Below are 15,669 nucleotides of genomic sequence, written 5' to 3' on the forward strand. Positions count from 1 at the left end.
GGGTGGGGCTGTGGGCGAGACTAGGACGCTCCGGAGCCGCCCTGTACACGAGCCCGGTCCGCCGCGGCCCGTCCGTGCTCCCACCCCGCCGCGTCGTCCACTCCCCGTACCCGCGTCCGCTGTGTCGACGGGAACATCTCGTCCACCGCGCCCGTCACCGCGACCTCCCGCGCCGCGAGCACCGGCAGCAACGAGCTGTCCTCGGCGGTGACTTGGTCCGAGGCCGAGGCGAGACGTTCGCCGACCCGGTGCGCGTACGCCATCAGGAAGGACTGGCGGAAGGTCTTCGTACGGCGGCGGCCGCCCGAGCGCTGGGCCGCCTCCGCCTTGGCCATCGCCGCCGTGCCCTGCACCAGGAGCGAGGTGTAGAGCACCTCGGCCATCTCCAGATCGGGCGCGAAGCCGACCACGGTGGAGAAGCCGAAGGACTCGTTCCACACCGCACGGCAGCGGTTCGCCGTGGCCACCGCGTCGAGCAGGATCGCCTTCGCCGTCTCGTACGGAGCGTCCACCCCGATCCGGCACGCGGCCGGCGTCTCGGCCGAGTGCTCGCGGTGGGCGAGCAGCGCCTCGTCGACGCTGTGCCGGGCCATCAGCTCCTGGGCCTTGGCGGTCAGCGCCTCGGCCTCCTCCGGGAAGTCGGTCCCTTCGGCCTTCGCGAGCAGCGCGCGGATACGGGTCAGCATGCGCGGCTCGTGGGAGGACGGCGGCGGCAGGTGGGCGGGAGCGCCCGGGACCGGGCCCACCGGTTCGATGCCGGGCAGGCGAAGCAGCAGCCGGTAGAGCTCCAACAGGGCCGTGGCGTGCAGGAACCGGTCCGACGGTTCGCCCCGCGCGGGCAGTGCGGCGAGCTGGTCGTCCCAGCGGGCCGGAAGGCCGTCCAGGTACCGCCGGGTCTCGTCCAGGATCAGGCCGGCGGCCAGCCGGGCGTGCTCCTCGGACAGTTCGCGGCGCACCATCCGTACGACATCGGCGGGCTGCCATCCGCGCCGCCACGTCTGCGTGACGAACTCCGCGCCCCGCGCGCGTGCCTCCCGTACGGAGGCGAGATCGGCCGCGAGGAGCGCGGCGCCCGTGTCGAGCGAGGTGTCGTCCGATGCGTAAAGGGCGGCCTTGAAGGCGCGGGTCACCGAGTCGGTCACTGAGTCGGTCACGGGTGGCTCTCGTCGTACGCGCCGCGGGCTTCGGCGATGGCCGGGCGGTGGGCGATCGACCAGTCGGCCAGGGACTTGAGGAGGTGGCTCATGCTGCGGCCCATGTCGGTGAGCGCGTACTCGACCTGGGGCGGGACCGTCGCGTAGACCGTCCGGGTCACCAGGCCGTCCCGCTCCAGACGCCGCAAGGTCAAGGTCAGCATCCGCTGCGACACGTCCCCGTGGATCCGCCGCTGCAGCTCCTTGAACCGCAGCGTGCCCGCGGTCAGCTCGACCATGACGTACATCGACCACTTGTCGCCGAGACGGTCCAGGACATCGCGTACGCCGCACTCGTCCTGCGGGGTCTCGCAGACGATCACCGGGTCCTGCGCACCCGAGGTGGTTACACCGGTGTGCCCTGGTGACATGAAAGTGCCTCCTTACGCGGCCGGACGGCCCCCGCCACGATAAGTCCATGCTTCTGATCACCGGCGCCACGGGCGCTCTCGGCCGTCTCGTCACCTCGTCCCCGCTGCTCGCGGACCGCTCCGACGTCGTCGTGGGCACCCGCTCTCCGGGGCCCGGACAGCGCCGGGTCGACTTCGACGATCCGGCCTCGCTCGACTCCTCCTTCGCCGGTGTCCACACCCTGTTGATGATCTCCGCGGGCGCCGCCGAGGACGATGTGGTCATCGCGCGGCACGAGGCTGTGATCTCCGCCGCCGAGCAGGCCGGCGTGCGGCACCTCGTCTACACCAGCCTCAGCGGCGACGGCGACCACCTCACGTACGCACTGGCCCACCGCTGGACCGAACGCCGGCTTCGCGCCTCCTCGCTGGAGTGGACGGTGCTGAGGAACGGGCTGTACGCCGAGTTCCTCGCGGCCGTCGCCGCACCTGGCGTGGACGGCACGATCGCGGCGCCGCTCGGGGACGGACGGCTCGCGGCGGTGGCGCGGGAGGACCTCGCGGAGGTGGCGGTGCGGGTGGCGCTGGACGCGTCGGCGCACGCCGGGCGGACCTACGAGCTGGTGGGTGAGGAGGCGCTCGGGGGCGCCGAGTTGGCGGCCGCCGTCGACGGCTCGTACGAACCGGCGACTCTGGAGGCGACCCGGGCGGCGATCTCAGGGGCCGGTCAGGCCTTGCCGTTCCAGGTGCCGATGCTGCTCAGCACGTACTCGGCGATCCGGGCCGGCTTCCTGGACGGAACCGGAGTCCCCGGCGGAGACCTGCGCCGCCTCCTGACCCGCGACCCGCGTCCGGCCCTGGAGGCGTACGCGAAGGCCGTGCGATAGAAGGCCGTGCGATAGGGGGACCTGCTGTCCAGCGGATATCCGGTTCGTCCGGGTTTCCGGTGGACGATCGGTCCCCCTATCGGGGGCGGGGTGCCTCAGCTGTCGCCGCCCTCGTCGATCAGGCGGCGGACCTCGCGGCCGACCATGCCCAGGCGGGCCTCCGCGACCAGCGGGACGGCGCGGCGCTGGCGGCGGGCCTCGTGCACGTCGATGTCGACCGTGACCAGGCCGGGCTCCCATTTGGGGGCCTGGGCGACGACCGTGCCCCGGGGGTCCACCACCCTCGACCCGCCCCAGAAGGTGGCGCCGTTCTCGTTGCCGACGCGGTTCACGAAGACCACCCAGCACTGGAGCATGCGGGCGGTGTACGAAAGCAAGGTGTCCCAGTAAAGGCCCGTGTCCATAGCTTCCGGGTCAAGGCTCGCGGCGCTGTTCGTCGGCACGATGATGACCTCGGCGCCGTCCTGCACGGCGAGCCACGGCAGCACCGGCTGCCAGGCGTCGTTGCAGATCAGGGTGGCCGCGCGGCCGACACCGCGGGGCAGGTCGTAGGCGCGCATGTTCTGGCCGGGGCTGACGTGCTTGCGCTCCTCCCAGGCCAGGTAGTTCGGCAGGTAGAGCTTGCGGTGCGCGTGCACCAGGGCGCCCTCGCTGTAGTACGCCGAGGTGTTGTACGCGCGCAGGCTGGTGTGCTCGTGCATGCCGACCATGACGTCCGCGCCGAGCGTGCTCAGCTCCAGGACGCGCGGGTCCTGCGCCGCGATGGACTCGTCCCGCTTCAGGCCGCCCAGGTGGTAGCCGTGCAGGCTGAGCTCGGGGAAGACGACCAGGTTCGCCCCTTGCGCCACGGCCTGTTCGATCTGCTCGCGCGCGATGGCCAGATTCTTCTCGACATCGCCGAGCTCGCAGTCGGTCTGGGCGAGGGCCACGCGCATGTCGGGGGCTCCTTGGGAGGGGTGCTGGTGCGTCTGTCTCGCGTACGGAATGGATTGCTCCGCTTTCCGTACGGACAAATCCTCGCAGATCTCGGCCTGTGCGGCGTTCGAGAGATCTGGGCCGCAGGTTGCTGTCGGCATCGATGAGAGCCGACTCCGGCCGCGGAGAGGGCCCGCTGTCAGTGGCCGCTGACAGACTCGCGGGCATGGACGCGAGGAGGTGGGCGATCAGCGAGGACGACGGGGGCGCCCGTCTCGTCCCGCTGACCGAGGACGGCCGCCCGGACGGCGAGATCCTGCGGGAGCCGGACCTCGCCGGGGCCGTGCGCAGCCGGCCCGAGGTGACCCGCTGGGTGTGGCGCTCGACCTTCGGGATCTACCCACGGCTGCTCGCGGCGGGCGTGCGGGTCGAGCGCTGTTACGACATCGAGGACGCCGAATCCCTGCTGCTCGCGCACGAGGGCCGGCTCGGCGAACCCCGCTCGGCCGCCGCGGCCCTCGCCCGCCTGCGCGGCGGACCTGTGCCGCCGGACCCGCCCCAGCGCGCGGCCGAGCCCGGATCCCAGTCCTCGCTCTTCGAGCCCCGCCCCGTACCCGTGGCGTTGGAAGAGCTCCTCGAGGTGTACGCGGAGCAGCTGAAGCGCCATGAAGCGGCCGGGCATCCGGGGCGGATGCGGCTGCTCACCGCGGCCGAGTCGGCCGGGATGCTGATCGCCTGCGAGATGAACCGCTCGGGCCTGCCCTGGAGCGCCGACGTCCACCGCGAGGTCCTCACCGAGCTGCTCGGCGAGCGCTATGCGGGCGGCGGCGAGCCGCGCCGGCTCGCGGAGCTGGCGGACGAGGTCTCGGCGGCGTTCGGCAGACGTGTGCGTCCTGACCTGCCCGCCGACGTGGTGAAGGCCTTCGCGCAGGCCGGGGTGCGGGTGAAGTCGACGCGGCGCTGGGAGATCGAGTCGATCGACCACCCCGCCGTGAAGCCGCTGATCGAGTACAAGAAGCTGTACCGGATCTGGGTCGCGCACGGCTGGTCCTGGTTGCAGGACTGGGTGCGCGAGGGCCGTTTCCGTCCCGAGTACCTGCCGGGCGGCACGGTGACCGGGCGCTGGGTGACCAACGGCGGCGGCGCCCTGCAGATCCCCAAGGTCATCCGGCGCGCGGTGGTCGCGGACCCCGGCTGGAAGCTGGTCGTCGCGGACGCCGACCAGATGGAGCCGCGGGTCCTGGCCGCGATCTCCCGCGATCCGGGCCTGATGGAGGTGGCGGGGCGGCCGGGCGATCTGTACCAGGCCGTGTCGGACAAGGCGTTCTCCGGTGACCGCGAGATGGCGAAGCTGGCGGTGCTCGGCGCGGTCTACGGGCAGACCTCGGGCGACGGCCTCAAAAATCTGGCCCTGCTGCGGCGGCGCTTCCCCCGCGCGGTCGCGTACGTGGACGACGCCGCTCGCGCGGGCGAGGAAGGCCGTCTCGTACGGACCTGGCTGGGGCGCACCTGCCCGCCGGCGGCCGGGTCGGGAGAGGCCGAGGAGGCGGGCATCCCGCAGGACGCCCCCGAACCGGCGGCCGGGGAGGACGAGGGCTGGGTCCCTGGCTATGCCTCGACCAACTCCCGTGCCCGCGGCCGCTTCACGCGCAACTTCGTGGTCCAGGGCAGCGCGGCCGACTGGACGCTCCTGGTGATGGCGGCCCTGCGCCGGTCGATGCACGCGGACGGTCTCGCCGCCGAGCTGGTCTTCTTCCAGCACGACGAGGTGATCGTGCACTGTCCCGAAGCGGAGGCACCGGCGGTCGCCGAGGCGATCCGGTCGGCCGCGGAAGAGGCCAACCGGATCACGTTCGGCGAGACGCCGGTGCGGTTTCCGTTCAGTACGGCGGTGGTGTCCTGTTACGCGGACGCCAAGTGATCGCTTGGTGCCCTGTTACGCGGACGCCTGGTTATCGCTTGGTGTCCTGCTACACGGATGCCACGTGATCACTGGCCGGCGATCTCGGCCCACTTGGCGCTGGTGGCAAGGGACTTGAGCTGCTCCTTGCTCAGGGCCGGGGTCTCACGGGACGGGGCGTCGTGCTGCGTACCGGAGTTGAAGGCGCTGACGACGACGCGCAGGCCGTCCGGACGCAACGTGTCCGCGGTCCACATCACGGCACCGTCGACACCCTTGTCGCCACCGCTCTCACGCCAGCTGAAGACGGTGCCGTCGGGCAGCTCCTCGGCCCCGTTGAACAGCTCGCCACGGACGTCGTCCATGTTCGGCTGCACATTGATCTGCACCATGCTCGCGCCCTTGCCGTCGTCGACCACGACGTAGGCGAACTCGCCGTCGCCGCCCTGCGCGGTGACCTTCACGCCCTGGGGCAGGAGCCCGATGAGCGTGGAGCGGATCGCCTGCTGCTCGGGCGAGGCAGGCGCCTCGTTCCCCTCGGAGTCGCCCTTGCCGGTGTCACCGCCCTTGCCGGGGTCGACCTTGCCGGCATCGCTCTTGGCCGGGTCATCACTGCCCGAGCTGTCGGAGTTCTTCGGCTGCCGCTTCTCCGGGGCGTCGAAGACCGGGTCCCACTTGTCGGAGGTGACGATCGCCTTCAACTGCGCCGCGGTCAGCGGCGGTTGGGGGCGGTTGACAGGCGCGCCCTTTTCGGCGGTGGAGTTGTTCTCACCCGCGTCGATGACATGGCCCTCGGGAGTGGCCAGCACGGCCTGCCAGTACTTCGTGCCGCCCTTCTGGCTCCCGTGCACGTCGTACCCCTTGAAGACCATCAGCCGCGAACCGTCCGGCAGCTTGTCGACCTCGCATGTGTCGTACGCGACCAGGGCCTTGTCCGGGCAGGTGGTCATGTCCTCGGCCACCTGCCGCTCCTCCTCGCCGAGCCGCGTGAACGCGATCCGGATCGCGGCCGCCCCCTTGCCGTCGTCGAAGGTGACCCCGGCATTCGGATTCGCCCGCTCGTCGTCGGTCCCGTGCCCGTACCCGGCGCTGACCTCCCCCTTGGGCAGCAGGGACGTGAGCGTGGCGATCAGCTCCTTGGCGCCGACGTGGCCACCGGAGGTCTTCGTGCCCTCCTTGGCCTTCTCGCCCTCGTCGGCCGCGGCGTCCTCCCCGCCCTTCGCGGCGGGGGCACTCTCCGTGCTGCCCGCCGGAGCCGCGGACTCCATGCCCTGCCCCCCGAGCCCCGGCAGGACCACGGCACTCGTCACGGCGATGGCCGCGATCGCCGCCGCACCGCCGAACACGGTGGCACGCCGCCTGCGCACCAGGCGCCGGCCGCGTGCGTGCCCGGCCTCGACCAGCGCCCGCGGATCCGTGCTGAACTCCTCGCCGGTACGCCGCAGCGCCTCGCCGAACTCATCCTCGTACGACATACGTGACCAAATCCCCTCATCTCGACATGGCGCCGCCGCGCAGCCGCGTGGCGTGACCGTCCCACTGATCCCTCACCGACCGACCTCTCTCACCGGCCGGCCCACTCCCTCACCGCCCGGCGTACTCCCCGATGCCGCCGCCGAGCAGTTCCCGCAGCCGTGTGAGCGCCCGCGTGGAACGGGTGCGCACCGCCGCCGAGCTGACATGCATCACATCCGCGGTCTCCTCGATGGACCGGTCCTCCCAGTACCGCAGGACCACCACGGCCCGGTCCTTGGCGGACAGCTGCTGCAGGGCGTCGAGCAGCGTCAGCCGCAGAACGGCATCCGCCTCCGGCCGCCCCGGACCGTCCGGCAGCACGGCCGCCGGCTGCTCGCCGCTGCTGCGCCGGCGGGCGTGCGCCAGATAGCTGCGTACGAGAACGGTCTGGGCGTAGCCCGCCGGATTCCCGATCCGCGCGACCCGCCCCCAGACCAGGTACATCCGCCCGAGGGTCTCCTGCACGAGATCCTCGGCGAGATGCGTGTCCCCACCGGTCAGCAGGCACGCCGACCGATACAGCTGGCGCGATCTCGCCCCCGCGAACTCCAGATACGCCTGCTCCGACTCCCCCGACCGCCGCATGCCCTCCCCGTCCGCCGCGCTGTGCCTCTACCTATGTGATGCGGCGGGCCCCGGAAATGTTTCACGCCGTCCGCCACAGCTCTCCGACGCTGGTCGAGGGCACTCGGATTAACCCTGTAGACTTGGCGTCGCTGCTGATGCGAACCTCTTCCCACGGGGAGAGGTTCTTCCACGCATCACCCGCGGCGCCGCCTTAGCTCAGATGGCCAGAGCAACGCACTCGTAATGCGTAGGTCTCGGGTTCGAATCCCGAAGGCGGCTCGGATCAGCCCCAGGACTCACTCGCCGTGACCTGGGGCTTTTTCATGTCCGGGGCGGGCGACGACAACCTCACCGCTGCTTCATCAATGGCGACAGAGGATGTCGGGTTTACGGCCGACGATGGACGTATGCGCGAAACCCCAGAAGAACTCGACAGGCTCCAGTCCCTCCTCGACTCCTCCCTCTCCGGCTCGACCGCACACCTCCGCTCGATCGTCGAGGGCCGCACCATCGCGGCGGCGCAGCTCACCGGGGTCCTCACCGGCATGTGCACGCTCGCCCTCTCCACGGTGACCGCAAAGGGCGAACCGCGGATCAGCGGCGTCGACGGGCACTTCCTGCACGGCCGGTGGCACTTCGGCACGGCGCGCAACGCCGCCAAGGCCCGTCATCTCGCGGCCCGTCCGGCCGCCAGCGTCGCGCACCTGCGCGGCGAGGACCTCGGTGTGTTCACCCACGGCACGGTGGAGGAGATGAACCCCGAGGACTCCGGGACCACGGCCGACTGGCAGGAACTCCTCGCCTACTTGAAGGACTTCTACGGCGACGACACCTTCGACTGGAACCGCGAGGTCGTCTACTACCGGCTGAACCCGCACTGGATGACCGTCTACGCCCCCGACCTCGACAAGCTCACCGGCACGTGACGCCGGACAGGGGCTTCAGGGCCGGCCGGGCGCCGGCCCTGAAGCCGAAAGCGGTACGTGGGCGGTGATGGTCTTGCCCTGGCCGTCGGGTCGCAGGTGGATGGTCGTGCGGGTGGTGACGCGACGGACCAGTGCCCAGCCGAAGCCGCCCGGCTCGGCCGCGGTGCGATGGGGGGAGAGCGGGAGCGTGCAGTTCTCGTCGGCCACGGCGATCACGACGTGGCCGTCCTCGGCCCAGATCCGCACCGAGGTGAGTCCGCCGCCGTGCCGGCGCGCGTTGGACAGCAGTTCCGAGCACACCAGTTGGGCGTCGGTCAGGCGCTCCTGCGGCACCTCGGCCATCCCCAAGGAGGCGGCGTGCTCGAGCATCACCGTCCGCACCAGGTGACGGGCCTGCGCACCCGAGGGGAGGTCGTCCCGGTCCGGCTCAGCAGCCTCCCCCAGGTCCGAATCCGCCACCGATTCCGCCACCGATTCCGCCGCGGACCATGCCGTTTCGTCGGAGGTCTCCCCGTGGTCGCGGTGGTCGGCGGGGGTCAAGAGGCCGGTCCGTGCCCGGAGTTGTCGGCGTACGAGGCCTCGGGCGTGTCCGCGGACCGGGTGGGGGCCGCGGTGCCGTCGTCGGGCACATCGGTCAAGTGGTCGAGCGTTCCGGTGATCTCCAGGAGTCTTTGCAGAGCAGTGTTGCGGTGAGCGAGCCGCAGTTCGACGTCCGTCGTCCGCAGTCTGCGGCGGAGCATCAGGAGTACGGAGAGCCCCGTCGAGTCGACGTGGTCGAGGCCGGCGCAGTCCACACACAGCGTGCGGGCGCCGGGATGGTCGGCCAGCGCCTCGGACGTCCACCGGCTGAAGTCCTCGCCGGTGTCGAAGTCCAGCGCACCGACGGCGCGCACGGTCAGCACCGGCTCGCGCCAGGCGACGGTCACTTGGAGACCGGCCCGGCCGCTCATGCCGCCCGCCCGGGCCGGGGCACCACCAGGGCGCGGCGTGCGGCCGTCAGGATGCCGACCGCACGAGGGAAGTCGCCCAACTGGTGGCGCAGCGAGTCCAGGGCGGGGAGCAGGCACTGCGGCGGTACGCCGCGGGCCGAGAGGATGCCGGCGGTCCAGGTGACGAACGTCGTGAACAGTTCGGCGTCGTCGACGTAGAGCGCCGTGGCCAGGAAGCCGACGATGTGGTCGAGGTCCTCCGCGGTCCGCTCGCGCCGGCGCTCGTCGTACGAGCGCATCGCGGCGAATCCGTTCTCCACATCCGCGAGCGCCTGCTTGACGAGCTGTGTCCTCGTCCGGCGCACCATCGTGTACTCCTGGTCCGTCAGATGCGGAAGGTCCAGGTCGGGCAGGCGGGCCGCTCCGGGGCGCGGCCGCTCCAGGCCCTGGGCGAGCAGATCGGCGGCTGCCGCGGCGTCGCCGGCCCACCGCGCCTTCAGCAGGCGCGCGTACCGGCCCCCGGGCCCGAAGGCCGCTCCGCCCGCGACCACCGGAACTCCTATGGCCAGGCAGGCGCTGATCGCCGAGTGGGCGGTCGGCAGACGGCTGGGCAGGGAGGAGGACAGCAGCACCGTTTCGGCACCACTCGCGTGGAGGTGGGCCACGAGGTGGTCGGTGGGGACCTGTGCGCCCAGGTAGTCGACGCGCCACCCGCGCAACCGCAGCACCTCGGCGACCAGCCGGGCGGGCAGCGCGTGCCACTCGCCGTCCACGCACGCCACGACGGCCCGGCCGCGGGACGGTGCGGGCAGCGCGTCCGCTGCGGCGTCGACGAGGGCGGCCACGCACCGCTCGTTGATCGCGGTGGCCGCGTGCTCCTGGGCGACCGTGAGTTCGTTCGCGGCCCAGGCCCGTCCGACGCGTGCCTGGGCCGGCGCGATCAGTCCGAGCAGCACGTGCTCCACCGCCGCGCATACGTCACCGTCGACAGCGGAGACCGCGGTACGCACCGTGGCCACCGCGTGCGTCTCGTCGCAGTGGATCAGCGCGTCCCACAACCGGTCGCTCGACTCGGCAAGGCCGACCGTCTCCCCGCTGATGGTGGTCATGCCGTGAACCTGCTCCTGATACGCATCGTGGTCATGCCGTGAACCTGCCCCGGGTATGCCCGTCCACCGCCGTGAGGTGGGCGTTTCTCGGCGCCGCGACGGCCAGCAGCGCCATGTCGTCATGCTTTCCGTCGCCTACCCACTGGGAGGCGAGCATCTGCACCCGTTCCGTGACGGCTTCCGCCGGGAGGCCGGCGCATTCGGCGAGCACCTGGCTCAGCCGCCGTTCGCCGAACATGGTGTCGCCGAGCGGGCCTCCACGGGCTTCCGCGATGCCGTCCGTGTACAGCAGACACGTCTCTCCCGGCGCCAGTTCGACCGACGCCGTCCTGACGCTGATCCTCGGCAGGGCGCCGATCAGCGTGCCCTTCGTGTCGGCGGCCTCGACCCTGCCGTCCATACGGACGATCAGTGGCGGAGGGTGGCCGGCGCTGGTCACGCGCAGCCGCACCAGCCTGCCGTCGCGCCGCGCGGAGACCAGGGCGAGCGTGGCGAAGCGGGTGTGGTGGGAGGACAGGAGGGCGTTGTTGAGCAGGGTCAGGAGCCGCTCGTGGTCCGCCGCGAACGGGAGCAGGGCCTCCACGGTGTTACGGATCTTGCCCGTCAGGACCGCAGCCTCCAGGCCCTTGCCCGCGACGTCGCCCAGGACGGCGAAGGTCTCCGCGGTCTCGTCCGGCGGGCCGCCTTCCTGCGCTTCGTGCGCTGCCTGCGCTGCCTGCGCTGCCTGCGCTGCCTGCGCTGCCTGCGCTGCCTGCGCGGGATAGACGTCGTAGAAGTCCCCGCCGATCCGCTCGCTCGCCGTCGCGGCGCGGTAGCGGCCGGAGAAGTCGATGCCCTGGACCCGTTCGATCTCGGGCGGCAGCAGGTCCCGCATCAGCACGCCGGTGATGCGGGTCTGCTCCGCGTAGACGCGCGCGGCCGACAGGGCCGCCCCGGCCCGCGCCGCGAACAGCCGGGCGAACGCCTCCTCGGCCTCGGTGAACGCCGCCTCACGGGAGCGCCGCAGCAGCACCACGGCCCCGGCCGGCAGACCGTGCCCGGGCAACGGCACCACCACCACGGAGCCGATCCGGTCGGCGGCGCCGAACTCCTCGGGGACGACCCAGGCCGGAACCTGGAGCGGGTCGATCCAGCGGGAGGGCACGGGCGGGAAACCGAGCAGCGCCTCGGGCAGTCCCGGCATCTCCTCCGGGTTCACCGCGACCCGTTCCTGTACGGCCCCTCCCCCGGTGACGCACCACGTCACCGCGCGGCTGCGTCCGCCGCTGACGCCCACGATGGCGACGGCGTCGGCGAGGTGCTGCGCCGCCAGACGGGCGGTGACCTCCATGCACCGGTCCACGTTCAGGGACGCGAGCAGTTCGCCCGAGATCTCCTGGAGCAGCCGCGACCGCTGACGTTCGGAGTCCAACTGCGCGCGCAAGGAGGACACTTCGGCGTCGTCGGCCAGCCACCAGAGCAGCGCACCCTGCGCCGTACGGCCGGGAAAGGCGTCCACACCGCGGTCGCCGATCCGCCCGCGCGCCGGCTGCGGGAACGCGTCGCCGCCCGGGGTCGCGCGGTCTTCGTGGGCGCGTACGAGCCAGTCCGGTGCGACGTCGGCGAACCGGGCCCCTGGGTGTGCGGCGGGCAGCAGCACGCCCGCCTCGCCGCTGACGGACACCACAAGGCCCGCCGCGTCGACGGCGATCGACGGATGGCGTGCGGCCGTGCGCGCCCGCGAGGCGTCACTTGCGTACGTCGGTTCCGGGAAGGAGACCATGGTCCGGGCGCCGCGACCGCGACACCCACCGCCCTTTCTCGTACGAGAATCGTTCCTTCCAACGTACGCGCCCGCCGGGAAGCGCACCCGCCCTCCTTCGGGCTCGCTCGCTTCACCACCGCACGACCAGCGCGGACGCGGCTCCCGGACGCTCCCGTTCACCCGCGAGTTGGACCCTTCGCAAAGGCGCGCGACGGTCGTCGGACCCGTCACCCGTCACCCAGCAGAGGCGGACGGCGAGAAGCAGGCCGTGACGTCCTTGCCCTTGGGACACGGGTACGCGGACCAGGTGTCGGCGAGCGCGTCGACCAGGAGCAGACCCCGGCCGCCGAGCGCGTCGGCGCCCGGCTCGCGGGCCTCGGGCGGGAGCGGGGACGCGTCGTGCACGGTCACGTGCAGACACTCCGCGTCCCAGGCCAGCACGAGTTGGGCGGCGCTGTGCGCGTGCACATGCGCGTTGGTGACGAGCTCGGACACGGCAAGGAGCACGTCGTCGGCCGTATCCGGGTCGGTACGCGACCACCCGAGGTCGTCCAGGCGCTCGCGGGTCCAGTCGCGTGCCGCCTTCACCCCGGCGCCGATGGGAAAGGACCGTGCCCACCCCACCGCCTTGATGGACCCGTCGTTCATGGCAGTTCCTCTCCGCCGGCCACCGCGCGCACGGCGTCCTCGACCGTCTCGAACATCTCCAAGTACCCGTCGGTCCCGGTGACTTCGAACAGCCGCAGGGCCGGCGGCGGCACCGCGACAAGCAGCACCCTGCGGCGGCGCGTCACGAGCAGCACATGGTTGAGCAAGGAGGAGTCGCAGAACGTCAACGCCTCCATGTCGAAGGCGATCGGGCCGTCGTGTTCCCGCGCGGCATGGGCCGTGGCCTCCGCGACGTCGTTGACGTTCTCGTGGTCGAAGTCTCCCTTGAGCTCGATCACCCACAGCGGGCCGCGGGCGCAGGACGCCCCGACACCCAGCCAGTGATCACTGAGGTCCACTCCACTCTCCTTCGATAACCGTCACGACCCGGTTCCCAACAGCGCACGTCTCATGCCTCGTTCACCCACCCCCACGGGAAAGTGCGCGGGCACAAGCGAGGGGCCGCGAAGCGCATACGCGCCTCCGCGGCCCCTCGGCCGGACGGTTCAGGTGGCGAGCAGTTCCTTGCGGAGCCGCTTCATGATGCGGTTGAGCAGACGGGAGACATGCATCTGGGAGCAGCCGAGAGCCTCGCCGATCTCCTGCTGGGTGCGCTCCTCCACGAAGCGGAGGTGGATGATCGTGCGATCGCGCTCGTCGAGTTCGACGATCAGCGGGGCCAGCGTGTGGAAGTCCTCGATGCGTTCATAGGCGTCCTCCTCGGCGCCGATGAAGGCGGAGAGCGGGGACTCGGTGTCGTCGTTCTGACCGGCCAGCGAGGCGTCGAGCGAGGACGCGTTGTAGCCGTTGGCCGCCATCTGCACCTGCGCCACCTCGGCCGGCTCCAGCTGCATCAGCTCGGCCAGCTCCTGCACGGAGGGCGTGCGGCCCAGGCGGGTCTGCAGCTCCTCGGTGGCCTTCGACAGCTCGATCCGCGCCTCCTGGAGCCGGCGTGGCACGTGCACCGCCCACGTCGTATCGCGGAAGAAGCGCTTGATCTCGCCGGTGATGTACGGCACCGCGAAGGAGGTGAACTCCACCTCGCGGGTCAGGTCGAAGCGGTCGATGGCCTTGATCAGGCCGATCGTCCCGACCTGGACGATGTCCTCCATCTCCTGCGGTCCGCGGTGCTTGAACCGCGAGGCGGCGTACTGGACCAGGGAGAGGTTCATCTCGATCAGCACGTTGCGTACGTACTGGTGCTCCCGGGTGCCCTCTTCGAGGCTGTGCAGCCTGTCGAAGAACGCCTTGGAGAGCTCGCGCGCGTCCTTCGGTGCCACGGACGCCGGGTCCACGACAGGAAGATCGGCCAGCTCCTGGGGCGCGATCTCTCGCACGGGTGCTGAAACCGTGTGGGTGGGCATGTCCTTCCCCTCCGCTCGTGGGTCAACTGCCGCTCGCGTTCTGCTGCCGCCGGATCCAGTTGCCCCTGTCCATGCTTCTCACACATGTTCTGGCGGAACTGTGTTTATGGATGACGCGAATTGCTCGGATCGGATACGGATCAGATACGGCCGCCGGTGAGGCGTGTGAGCGGCCCGTGGGCGGCGCGCTCCGAGCGGCGGCCGGCCGCGAAGGCCGTCGCGGCCACGGTGGCGGCCCCCACCGTCCCTGCGGTGGTGAGCAGCTTGCGCGCGCGGACGGCGGTCCACGCGGTCGCTGCCAGGGTGGTCGCGTGACTCACCACCGGGGCCGCCTTCGCCTGGACGCTGCCGAGGGCCGAGCCTGCGGTCGTCTTGGCGGCACCTGCGGTGGTCTTGGCGGTGCCTGCGGTCGTCTTGGCGGCACCCGCGGTGGTCTTGGCTGCGGTGCCTGCGGTCGTCTCGTCCTTCTGCCGTGTGTTCGCCATGGCCTTCGAATAGCCGCCTCGCGCATCCGCAAACAATCCATCACGCGACGCCACATCCGACAGCACGGATACATGCCGTCAACTCCGGCGCCTCCAGGGCTACTTGGTTCTCAGGTATACGTTTCGGCAGCGCCCTCCGGGACATCAGATGTGCCATCCGAGCCATCGGTGCGTACCGCCGCCGTACGCGCCGGAGAGGAAGTGCCATGACGGACAGCCCGCTCCTTCCCCCTCCTGGGAACGTGCCCTTCGCGCCCGCCGACGTGATCGGCTTCGATGTGCAGGCCGGTGACGGGTCCGCAGGCGAGGTCGACCCGTACTCCGAGGAGGTCGCGCCGGACCATCTGGTCGTCAACACGGGCGGGACCCTGTTCAACAAGAAGGTGCTGCTGCCCTGTTGGGCCGTGACCGACATCGACCGGATCGCCGGTGTCCTGCACGTCCCCCAGGACCGGGACCTGATCAGAGACGCTCCGCCCTTCGACCGGGACCTGCGCGTCACGGACCCCGGCTATCGGGCCCGCATCGACGCGCACTACGGGCGCGGTACGACGTGACAGCGGATCCCGAACTCCGGCCCGCGCTGCGCCTCCTGCGCCAGTGCGGCGCCGAGACCCTGGAACACCCCGGCGGGACGCTGCTCGCCCACCTGCTGCGCGTACGGCAGCAGCTCGCCGAGTGGGGTGCGCGGCCCGCGCTGCAACGGGCCGGTCTGTGCCATGCGTTCTACGGGACCGACGGGTTCGCCTCGGCGCTGCTGCCCCTGGAGCGGCGCCGGGAACTGGCGTCCGCGATCGGCGGCGAGGCCGAGGAGCTCGTGTACTTCTACGCGGCGTGCGACCGGAAGGTCACGTATCGCGGACTCGGCGCCTACCGGGACCGGTTCACGGGCGGGACCCGCGCCCCGGCGCCCCAGGAGCAGCGGGACTTCGCGGAGCTCACCGCGGCGAACGAGCTGGACCTCGCCGCCCTCGACGAGGACTTCCGGCGCCGTCACGGGGACGGCCTTCTGAAGCTCTTCACCGGAATGCGCCCCGCCCTGAGCCCCGCCGCGTGGCAGTCCTGCGTCGACGTGCTCGGGAGCGAAAAGCGTACGGGGAGGGCGTGACGGCCAGGCCCCCCTCGTACGCGACGGGC

Annotated in this window: 18 protein-coding genes and 1 tRNA gene; 6 read left to right on the forward strand and 13 right to left on the reverse strand. The window is 71.5% G+C overall.

What is annotated here, in order from left to right; genetic code table 11:
* Positions 1–20: 20 nt before the first annotated feature.
* Positions 21–1,154: a DUF2786 domain-containing protein gene (locus G6045_RS12500; protein ID WP_328707742.1), complete on the reverse strand. Its 1,134-nt coding sequence runs from the start codon at positions 1,152–1,154 to the stop codon at positions 21–23.
* Positions 1,151–1,564 (reverse strand): winged helix-turn-helix transcriptional regulator, encoded by a 414-nt coding sequence (locus tag G6045_RS12505; RefSeq protein WP_165331973.1) that lies wholly within the window; start codon positions 1,562–1,564, stop codon positions 1,151–1,153. Before G6045_RS12505 ends, G6045_RS12500 begins: the two co-directional genes overlap by 4 nt.
* 47 nt (positions 1,565–1,611) lie before the next feature.
* Here G6045_RS12505 and G6045_RS12510 point away from each other — a divergent pair, with 47 nt between their 5' ends.
* Positions 1,612–2,430 (forward strand): NAD(P)H-binding protein, encoded by an 819-nt coding sequence (locus tag G6045_RS12510; protein ID WP_165331974.1) that lies wholly within the window; start codon positions 1,612–1,614, stop codon positions 2,428–2,430.
* A gap of 95 nt (positions 2,431–2,525) precedes the next feature.
* Here the strand turns inward: G6045_RS12510 and G6045_RS12515 are convergent, their stop codons facing one another.
* Positions 2,526–3,365: a nitrilase-related carbon-nitrogen hydrolase gene (locus G6045_RS12515; protein ID WP_165331975.1), complete on the reverse strand. Its 840-nt coding sequence runs from the start codon at positions 3,363–3,365 to the stop codon at positions 2,526–2,528.
* Between the two features lie 206 nt (positions 3,366–3,571).
* Here G6045_RS12515 and G6045_RS12520 point away from each other — a divergent pair, with 206 nt between their 5' ends.
* Positions 3,572–5,266 carry a bifunctional 3'-5' exonuclease/DNA polymerase gene (locus G6045_RS12520; protein WP_165331976.1) on the forward strand — a complete coding sequence of 565 codons (1,695 nt, stop codon included), beginning with the start codon at positions 3,572–3,574 and terminating at the stop codon, positions 5,264–5,266.
* A gap of 68 nt (positions 5,267–5,334) precedes the next feature.
* Here G6045_RS12520 and G6045_RS12525 read toward each other — a convergent pair whose 3' ends face one another.
* Positions 5,335–6,720, reverse strand: a complete 1,386-nt coding sequence (locus G6045_RS12525; RefSeq protein ID WP_165331977.1) for a hypothetical protein — start codon at positions 6,718–6,720, stop codon at positions 5,335–5,337.
* A 109-nt stretch (positions 6,721–6,829) separates the two neighbouring features.
* The gene (locus G6045_RS12530; protein ID WP_165331978.1) at positions 6,830–7,345 is read right to left on the reverse strand and encodes a SigE family RNA polymerase sigma factor; all 516 of its coding nucleotides are present in this window, start codon (positions 7,343–7,345) and stop codon (positions 6,830–6,832) included.
* A 187-nt stretch (positions 7,346–7,532) separates the two neighbouring features.
* Between G6045_RS12530 and G6045_RS12535 the strand changes: the two genes are divergently transcribed.
* A tRNA-Thr gene (locus tag G6045_RS12535) sits at positions 7,533–7,606 on the forward strand.
* Positions 7,607–7,734: 128 nt separating this feature from the next.
* A complete protein-coding gene (locus G6045_RS12540; RefSeq protein WP_165331979.1) occupies positions 7,735–8,253 on the forward strand; it encodes a pyridoxamine 5'-phosphate oxidase family protein in 519 nt (172 codons plus the stop codon).
* Between the two features lie 15 nt (positions 8,254–8,268).
* Here the strand turns inward: G6045_RS12540 and G6045_RS12545 are convergent, their stop codons facing one another.
* The 8 genes from G6045_RS12545 to G6045_RS12580 all read right to left on the reverse strand — a co-directional run bounded on the left by G6045_RS12545 (position 8,269) and on the right by G6045_RS12580 (position 14,532).
* Positions 8,269–8,793, reverse strand: a complete 525-nt coding sequence (locus tag G6045_RS12545) for an ATP-binding protein (RefSeq protein ID WP_165331980.1) — start codon at positions 8,791–8,793, stop codon at positions 8,269–8,271.
* On the reverse strand, positions 8,790–9,203 hold the full coding sequence (locus G6045_RS12550) for an STAS domain-containing protein (protein WP_165331981.1): 414 nt from the start codon (positions 9,201–9,203) through the stop codon (positions 8,790–8,792). Before G6045_RS12550 ends, G6045_RS12545 begins: the two co-directional genes overlap by 4 nt.
* A complete protein-coding gene (locus G6045_RS12555) occupies positions 9,200–10,291 on the reverse strand; it encodes a cobalamin B12-binding domain-containing protein (RefSeq protein ID WP_165331982.1) in 1,092 nt (363 codons plus the stop codon). Before G6045_RS12555 ends, G6045_RS12550 begins: the two co-directional genes overlap by 4 nt.
* A 31-nt stretch (positions 10,292–10,322) precedes the next feature.
* Positions 10,323–12,053 carry a PP2C family protein-serine/threonine phosphatase gene (locus G6045_RS12560; protein WP_165331983.1) on the reverse strand — a complete coding sequence of 577 codons (1,731 nt, stop codon included), beginning with the start codon at positions 12,051–12,053 and terminating at the stop codon, positions 10,323–10,325.
* A gap of 216 nt (positions 12,054–12,269) precedes the next feature.
* The gene (locus G6045_RS12565) at positions 12,270–12,683 is read right to left on the reverse strand and encodes an ATP-binding protein (RefSeq protein ID WP_165331984.1); all 414 of its coding nucleotides are present in this window, start codon (positions 12,681–12,683) and stop codon (positions 12,270–12,272) included.
* Positions 12,680–13,042, reverse strand: a complete 363-nt coding sequence (locus tag G6045_RS12570; RefSeq protein WP_165331985.1) for an STAS domain-containing protein — start codon at positions 13,040–13,042, stop codon at positions 12,680–12,682. Before G6045_RS12570 ends, G6045_RS12565 begins: the two co-directional genes overlap by 4 nt.
* 147 nt (positions 13,043–13,189) lie before the next feature.
* Positions 13,190–14,047 (reverse strand): SigB/SigF/SigG family RNA polymerase sigma factor, encoded by an 858-nt coding sequence (locus G6045_RS12575; RefSeq protein WP_165331986.1) that lies wholly within the window; start codon positions 14,045–14,047, stop codon positions 13,190–13,192.
* 140 nt (positions 14,048–14,187) lie between these two features.
* Positions 14,188–14,532 (reverse strand): hypothetical protein, encoded by a 345-nt coding sequence (locus tag G6045_RS12580; RefSeq protein WP_165331987.1) that lies wholly within the window; start codon positions 14,530–14,532, stop codon positions 14,188–14,190.
* Positions 14,533–14,738: 206 nt separating this feature from the next.
* Here G6045_RS12580 and G6045_RS12585 point away from each other — a divergent pair, with 206 nt between their 5' ends.
* Positions 14,739–15,089 (forward strand): PRC-barrel domain-containing protein, encoded by a 351-nt coding sequence (locus G6045_RS12585; protein ID WP_165331988.1) that lies wholly within the window; start codon positions 14,739–14,741, stop codon positions 15,087–15,089.
* Positions 15,086–15,640: a DUF6817 domain-containing protein gene (locus G6045_RS12590; RefSeq protein ID WP_328707743.1), complete on the forward strand. Its 555-nt coding sequence runs from the start codon at positions 15,086–15,088 to the stop codon at positions 15,638–15,640. The genes G6045_RS12585 and G6045_RS12590 overlap by 4 nt, the downstream gene beginning before the upstream one ends.
* Positions 15,641–15,669 lie beyond the last annotated feature (29 nt).

It is taken from the genome of Streptomyces mesophilus (assembly GCF_011044995.1).
Classification (GTDB): Bacteria; Actinomycetota; Actinomycetes; order Streptomycetales; family Streptomycetaceae; genus Streptomyces; species Streptomyces mesophilus.